Annotated in this window: 5 protein-coding genes and 1 rRNA gene; 5 read left to right on the forward strand and 1 reads right to left on the reverse strand. The window is 73.9% G+C overall.

Going from position 1 to position 6,061, the window contains the following annotated elements; all coding sequences use genetic code 11:
- Window positions 1–121 precede the first annotated feature (121 nt).
- From ACIPXB_RS18385 to ACIPXB_RS18405, 5 genes are read left to right on the forward strand one after another with little or no spacing between them, the layout of a single operon-like run.
- Window positions 122–1,417, forward strand: coding sequence for a hypothetical protein (locus tag ACIPXB_RS18385; protein WP_401450767.1), 1,296 nt, complete (start codon window positions 122–124; stop codon window positions 1,415–1,417).
- A gap of 4 nt (window positions 1,418–1,421) precedes the next feature.
- Complete coding sequence (locus ACIPXB_RS18390) at window positions 1,422–2,111, forward strand: DUF4129 domain-containing protein (protein WP_401450769.1); 690 nt, start codon at window positions 1,422–1,424, stop codon at window positions 2,109–2,111.
- Window positions 2,108–3,400, forward strand: a complete 1,293-nt coding sequence (locus ACIPXB_RS18395; RefSeq protein WP_401450771.1) for a DUF4350 domain-containing protein — start codon at window positions 2,108–2,110, stop codon at window positions 3,398–3,400. Before ACIPXB_RS18390 ends, ACIPXB_RS18395 begins: the two co-directional genes overlap by 4 nt.
- The gene (locus ACIPXB_RS18400) at window positions 3,397–4,371 is read left to right on the forward strand and encodes an AAA family ATPase (RefSeq protein WP_401450773.1); all 975 of its coding nucleotides are present in this window, start codon (window positions 3,397–3,399) and stop codon (window positions 4,369–4,371) included. The genes ACIPXB_RS18395 and ACIPXB_RS18400 overlap by 4 nt, the downstream gene beginning before the upstream one ends.
- On the forward strand, window positions 4,371–5,681 hold the full coding sequence (locus tag ACIPXB_RS18405; protein WP_401450775.1) for a DUF58 domain-containing protein: 1,311 nt from the start codon (window positions 4,371–4,373) through the stop codon (window positions 5,679–5,681). Before ACIPXB_RS18400 ends, ACIPXB_RS18405 begins: the two co-directional genes overlap by 1 nt.
- Before the next feature lie 126 nt (window positions 5,682–5,807).
- Here ACIPXB_RS18405 and rrf read toward each other — a convergent pair.
- A 5S ribosomal RNA gene (rrf, locus tag ACIPXB_RS18410) occupies window positions 5,808–5,924 on the reverse strand.
- Between the last annotated feature and the right edge of the window lie 137 nt (window positions 5,925–6,061).

A 6,061-nucleotide genomic window follows, 5' to 3' on the forward strand; every position in this document is an offset into this window, starting at 1 on the left:
AATTGAAGGTGCGGGCAGGCTCGGGACTACCGGGGGGACGGCCGGTCCGCCCGGCGTCCCCACGTGGCACGATGGCAGCCGACCAGCGCCCCCGCCCCGCAGGTGACGTGAAGGAGCCACGATGAACGACTCTCCGGGCTGGGCAACGCCCGGATCCTCTCCGTCCGACGGGGAGCGGCCCGGCGCGCCCGCCTCGCAGCCCACACCTCCGGGCGCGCAGCCCGAGCAGCCCGGCGCGCAGCCCCCGGCGGCCCCCGGCTGGTCGGCCGAGCAGCCGCCGCCCGGCCAGTGGTCCAGCCCCGGCACCGACGGCCCCGCGGCCCCCGGCTCCGGCCCGCAGCAGCCCCGCGCCGGCTGGGGCTCGTACGGCGGGCAGCAGCAGCCCTACGGCGGCCAGTACGGCAGCCCCCACGGCGGCCCCGGCGGCTGGAACAGGCCCCCGGCCGCCAAGCCCGGCGTGATCCCGCTGCGCCCCCTGGGCCTGGGCGAGATCCTCGACGGCGCGGTCACCACCATGCGTACGCACTGGCGCTCGGTCCTGTCGATCACCTTCACGGTGGCCGTCATCGTCGAGATCGCCAACGTCCTCTTCGAGAAGTACGCCTTCGCCGACCTCACCCTCGACCCCGAGACCACCACCCCGGGAGAGGTCCTCGACGCCGCCGGCGGCAGCATGCTGCTGGCCCTCGTCGGCATCTTCGTCCAGCTGATCGGGGGAATCCTGGTCACCGCGATGCTCACGATGATCTTCAGCCGGGCGGTGCTGGGCCAGAGTTCCACCGTCTCCGGCGCCTGGCGCGACGCCCGCCCGCAGCTGCTGCGCCTGTGCGGGCTGACCCTGCTGATGGCGCTCGGCGCGATCCTGCTGGTCAGCGTCCTGGTGGTACCCGCCCTGCTGGCCGGCGGCCCGGAACTCGCCGTACTCGTCGGCATCGGCGCGCTCGTGCTGGTCACCTGGCTGTGGATCAAGTTCAGCCTGGCCCCGCCCGCCCTGATGCTGGAGAAGGCCGGCATCTTCACCGCCTTCGCCCGCTCCTCGAAGCTGGTCGGCGGCTCCTGGTGGCGGATCTTCGGCATCAGCGTCCTCACCGCCATCATCACCGGCATCGTGTCCATGATCATCGTGGTGCCCTTCACGGGGATCGGCGCCGCGCTCTTCGGCGGCGGCATGGCCGGCATCACCGACGGCACCGTCTCCGACAGCTGGGGCTACCTGATCATCTCGGCCATCGGCACGGTCATCGCCCTGGGCATCACCCTGCCCATGCAGGCCGGCGTCACCGTCCTGCTCTACATCGACCAGCGCATCCGCCGCGAGGCCCTCGACCTCGAGCTCGCGCGCGCGGCCGGCGTCGAGAACTACGGCACCACCGACGGCACCGGCGGACCGGGCCCGAACCACACCACCGGGGGCTGATGCGGTGACGAGCACGGGGGGACTCATCACGCACGCCGCGGCACTGCTGCCCGGCGACACCGCACCACCGGTGACGACACCGCGCGGCCCCGCCCGCGAGGCGGCCGAGCGCGAGCTGTCGAAGCCGATGTACCACGAGAACGACCCCTCCCTCCTGGACCGCGCCATGCGCCGGTTCTGGGAGTGGGTCGACGACCTCTTCTCCGCCGCCTCCGGCGCCACCCCGGGAGGCGCCACCGGCCTCGTCGTGATCGTGCTGGCCATCGTCTTGATCATCGGCCTGCTGTGGTGGCGGCTCGGCACCCCCAAGGGCCTGGCCGGCACCGCCGGCGACCTCTTCGACGACCGCGTCCGCTCCGCCGCCGACCACCGCGCGGCCGCCGACGCCCACGCTGCCGCCGGCCGCTGGACCGAGGCCGTCCAGGAACGCATGCGCGCCGTCGTCCGCTCCCTGGAGGAACGCACCCTCCTGGACCCGCGCCCCGGCCGCACCGCCGACGAGGCCGCCGCCGAGGCCGCCCTCGCCCTGCCCGACCACACCGCGGACCTGCGCGCCGCCGCCCGTACCTTCGACGACGTCACCTACGGCGGCCGCACCGCCGACGCCGCCACGTACGGCCGCCTGCGCGACCTCGACCTCACCCTGGAGCGGGCCAAGCCCCTCCTGACCAGCGCCCCGGGACCCACCGCATGACCGGCCCGACGACCCCCGACCGCCCGACCGCGCCCGCCCCGGCCACCCCGCCCGCACCCGCGACCGCACCCGCGCCCGCTCCGGTGCCCGCGGCCGCTGCGGTGCCCGCGCGCACGCCCGGCACGACCTCCACCGCGCTCACCCCGGCCCAGCTCTGGCGCCGCTCCCGCGGCCTGATCCTCGCCGTCGCCGCCCTCCTCGCGGCCGGCCTGCTGCTGGCCACCTTCAACAGCGGCAAGCAGCACGGCTACCTCGACCCCCGCAGCGCCGACCCCGAGGGCAGCCGGGCCGTCGCCGAACTCCTGAAGCAACACGGCGTCACCAGCCGCGTCGTGACCACCACTCGGGAAGCCGCCGCGGCCACCGGCAAGGGAACCACCCTGCTGGTCACCGCCCCCGACCTCCTCGGCGAACAGCAGCGCACCACCCTGCGCACCGCCATGGACCGCTCGGGTGGCCGCACCATCCTCCTCGGCGCCGACGACGCCCTGAACTCCCTCGCCCCCGGCGTCCGTTCCCGGTCCGCCACCACCGACGAGGTCCTCTCCCCCGACTGCACCCTCCCGGCCGCCGCCACCGCCGGCCGCGCCGCCACCGGCGACGGCCTGCGCTACACCACCGACCGGCCCGGCGCCGTCCGCTGCTACCCCAGCGGCGGCGGCCCGACCCTGCTCGTCCTGCCGGCGACCGGCGGCGGCGACACCGTCCTCCTCGGCTCCGAGCGCATCCTCCTCAACGAGGAGCTCGCCAAGGAGGGCAACGCCTCCCTCGCCCTGCAACTCCTCGGCTCCCGGCCCGAAGTGGTCTGGTACCTGCCCTCCCTCGCCGACCGCTCCGAAGGCGCCGGCGACGAGGAGAAGTCCCTCGGCGACCTGATCCCCGCCGGCTGGAGCTGGGCCCTGCTCCAGCTCTTCCTCGCCGCGGCCGTGGCCGCCGTGTGGCGGGCCCGGCGACTGGGCCCGCTCGTCACCGAACGGCTGCCCGTCGTCATCCGCGCCTCCGAGGCCACCGAGGGCCGCGCCCGCCTCTACCACAAGGCCGACGCCCGCGACCGCGCCGCCACCGTGCTGCGCGCCGCCACCCGCGAACGCCTCGCGGCCCTGCTCGGCGTACCGGCGGCCCGGGCCCACGACCCGGCGACCCTGCTGCCCGCCGTCTCGGCCCATCTCCTCGACCCCACCCGGGACCTGACAGGCCTTCTGTTCGGCCCCGCACCGTCCGACGACGCGGCACTCGTCGCGCTCGCCGACCACCTCGACGCCCTCGAAAGAGAGGTCCGCACCTCATGACGTCCCCGACCACCGCTCACGCGGACGACGCACGCGCCTCCCTGGAAGCGCTCCGCACCGAGATCGGAAAGGCCGTGGTCGGCCAGGACTCCGCGGTCACCGGTCTCGTCGTCGCCCTGCTCTGCCGCGGCCACGTCCTGCTCGAAGGCGTCCCCGGCGTCGCCAAGACCCTCCTGGTACGGGCCCTGGCCGCCTCCCTCGAACTCGACACCAAGCGCGTGCAGTTCACCCCCGACCTGATGCCGAGCGATGTGACCGGCTCCCTCGTCTACGACGCCCGCACCGCCGAGTTCTCCTTCCAGAACGGCCCCGTCTTCACCAACCTCCTCCTCGCGGACGAGATCAACCGGACCCCTCCCAAGACCCAGTCCTCCCTCCTCGAAGCGATGGAGGAGCGCCAGGTCACCATCGACGGCACCCCGCGCATGCTCCCGGAGCCGTTCCTGGTCGCCGCGACCCAGAACCCGGTCGAGTACGAGGGCACCTACCCCCTCCCGGAAGCCCAGCTGGACCGCTTCCTGCTCAAGCTCACCGTGCCCCTGCCCTCCCGCGAGGACGAGATCGGCGTCCTGGCCCGGCACGCCGCCGGCTTCAACCCGCGCGACCTGGCCGCCGCCGGCGTCCGCCCGGTCGCCGGCCCCGCCGACCTGGAGGCCGCGCGCCAGGCCGTCGCCAAGACCGCCGTCTCCCCCGAGATCACCGCATACGTCGTCGACATCTGCCGTGCCACCCGCGAATCGCCGTCGCTGACCCTCGGCGTCTCCCCGCGCGGTGCCGCCGCCCTGCTCTCCACCGCCCGCGCCTGGGCCTGGCTGACCGGCCGCGACTACGTCATCCCGGACGACGTCAAGGCCCTCGCGCTGCCGACGCTGCGCCACCGCATCCAGCTCCGGCCGGAGGCGGAAATGGAGGGGGTCACGGCCGACGCGGTCATCACCGCGATCCTCTCCCACGTCCCGGTCCCCCGCTGATGGGATTCACCGGACGCGCCGCCCTGGTGGCGGCCCTCGGCAGCATCCCCGTCGGCATCCTGGAGCCGAGCTGGACGGGGATCCTCGCCGTCAACGGCCCGATCGCCCTGGCCTGTGCCTGCGACTACGCCCTGGCGGCGCCCGTACGCACCCTGCGCCTGTCCCGCTCCGGCGACACCTCGGTACGCCTGGGCGAGAGCGCCGACGTCCACCTCACGGTGACCAACCCCGGCGGGCGCAAGCTCCGCGCCCGCCTGCGGGACGCCTGGCCGCCCAGCAGCTGGCGGCCGGGCACCGAGTTCGAGGCCTCCCGCCACACCCTTCAGATCCCGCCGGGCGAACGCCGCCGGCTCACCACGCGGCTGCGCCCGACCCGGCGCGGTGACCGCCGGGCCGCCCGCGTCACGGTCCGCTCGTACGGGCCGCTGGGCCTGTTCGCCCGCCAGGGCAACCACGAGGTGCCCTGGACGGTCCGGGTCCTGCCGCCCTTCACCAGCCGCAAGCACCTCCCCTCCCGCCTGGCCCGCCTGCGCGAGCTGGACGGCCGCACGAGCGTGCTGACGCGCGGCGAGGGCACCGAGTTCGACAGCCTGCGCGACTACGTGCCCGGCGACGACACCCGCTCCATCGACTGGCGGGCCACCGCCCGCCAGAACAAGGTGGCCATCCGCACCTGGCGCCCGGAGCGCGACCGCCACATCCTGATCTGCCTGGACACCGGCCGCACCTCGGCCGGCCGGGTGGGCGACGCCCCTCGCCTGGACGCGTCCATGGACGCCGCCCTCCTGCTGGCCGCGCTGGCCACCAGAGCCGGCGACCGCGTGGACCTGCTGGCCTACGACCGGCGCACCCGCGCCCAGGTCCAGAGCCGGTCGGCGGCCGACGTCCTGCCGTCCTTCGTGAACGCGATGGCCACGCTCGAACCGGAACTGGTCGAGACGGACTCCCGCAGCCTGGTCTCCACCATCCTGCGCAGCGCCCCGCGCCGCTCCCTGGTGGTCCTCCTGACGAGTCTGGACGCGGCTCCCATCGAAGAGGGCCTCCTCCCCCTGCTGCCACGCCTCACGCAGCGCCACACGGTCGTCCTGGCCTCGGTGGCCGACCCCCACGTGGCGGAGATGGCCGCGTCCCGCGGCACGGTCGAAGCCGTCTACGCGGCCGCGGCCGGCACCCAGACCCAGTCCCAGCGCCACCGCACGGCGGACCAGCTCACCCGCCACGGCGTCACAGTCGTCGACGCCACCCCGGACACCCTGGCCCCGGCCCTGTCCGACGCCTACCTGTCCCTCAAGGCCGCCGGCCGCCTCTAGTCCGCTGCCAGCCCCGCTCCTGGAACCACTTCCTTCCAGGAATGCGGGGCGCAGTCATGTCCCCCTACGGGTCCTGAACGCAGAAAAGCCCCGCACCATAAGGTGCGGGGCTTTCCCACAATGATTGTTCGGCGGCGTCCTACTCTCCCACAGGGTCCCCCCTGCAGTACCATCGGCGCTGAAAGGCTTAGCTTCCGGGTTCGGAATGTAACCGGGCGTTTCCCTAACGCTATGACCACCGAAACACTATGAAGTTAACCAACCGGACATGGACACGGTTCGTTACTTCAGAACTAACACAGTGGACGCGAGCAACTGAGGACAAGCCCTCGGCCTATTAGTACCAGTCAGCTCCACCCGTTACCGGGCTTCCACATCTG

Origin of the sequence: Streptomyces sp. NPDC090022, from assembly GCF_044748145.1 — a bacterium.
GTDB lineage: Bacteria > Actinomycetota > Actinomycetes > Streptomycetales > Streptomycetaceae > Streptomyces.